The 778-nt window shown below is 70.1% G+C and carries 2 protein-coding genes; both read left to right on the top strand.

Going from position 1 to position 778, the window contains the following annotated elements; genetic code table 11:
- On the top strand, window positions 1–235 hold a 235-nt coding region (pgk, locus tag A9Z05_RS00030), incomplete at its 5' end, for a phosphoglycerate kinase (protein ID WP_069616339.1).
- Between the two features lie 20 nt (window positions 236–255).
- The coding region (locus tag A9Z05_RS37325) for a pyruvate kinase (RefSeq protein ID WP_256121799.1) at window positions 256–778 on the top strand (523 nt) is incomplete at its 3' end.

The following is a 778-nucleotide window of genomic DNA, read 5'->3' as shown; positions in this document are numbered from 1 at the left end:
GGTCGGCGTGTTCGAGTTCGACCAGTTCGGCAACGGCACCAAGACGCTCGCCGAAGCGATCGCCAAATCGTCCGCGTTCTCGATCGCAGGCGGCGGCGACACGCTCGCGGCCATCGCGAAGTACGGCATCCACGACCAGGTCAGCTACATCTCGACGGGCGGCGGCGCCTTCCTCGAGTTCCTCGAAGGGAAGAAGCTGCCGGCGGTGGAAGTGCTCGAAACGCGGGCGGCCTGAGCGTGGCGGCGCGCGCAGGGGTGACGAAGGCCGCGCGCTCCGCGAAAGCGGAGCAGCCGGCCGGCGCGGGCAAGCGCACACGCGCGCCCGCGCGGGCGAACACCGCCCCGCGCGCACCGGCGGCCGCCGGCGACGCGGCCGTGCAGCACCACGAGATTCAGAACAAAGCGATGCCGGGCGCCAGCACCGGCACGCCCCCCGGAACGGCGGCCGCTGGGCCTGCCGGTTCCGGCTCTCGCAGCGTTTCACCCAGCGCATCCACCTTGATCCAGATGAGGAGTTTCATGCAGCGCGCCACCAAGATAGTCGCCACGATCGGCCCGGCATCCAGTTCGCCGGAGATTCTGCTGCAGATGATGCAGGCGGGCCTCGACGTCGTGCGGCTCAATTTTTCGCACGGCACGGCCGACGATCACCGCCAGCGCGCCGAAATGGTGCGCGAGGCCGCCCGCAAGGTCGGCCGCGAGATCGCGATCATGGCCGACCTCCAGGGCCCGAAGATCCGCGTCGGCAAGTTCGAGAACGGCAAGACGACGCTCGCGC

Source organism: Burkholderia sp. A2 (assembly GCF_001729305.1).
Classification (GTDB): domain Bacteria; phylum Pseudomonadota; class Gammaproteobacteria; order Burkholderiales; family Burkholderiaceae; genus Burkholderia; species Burkholderia sola.
The sequence above is the reverse complement of the archived record's forward strand: the minus strand, read 5'-3'. Positions and strand labels throughout refer to the sequence as shown.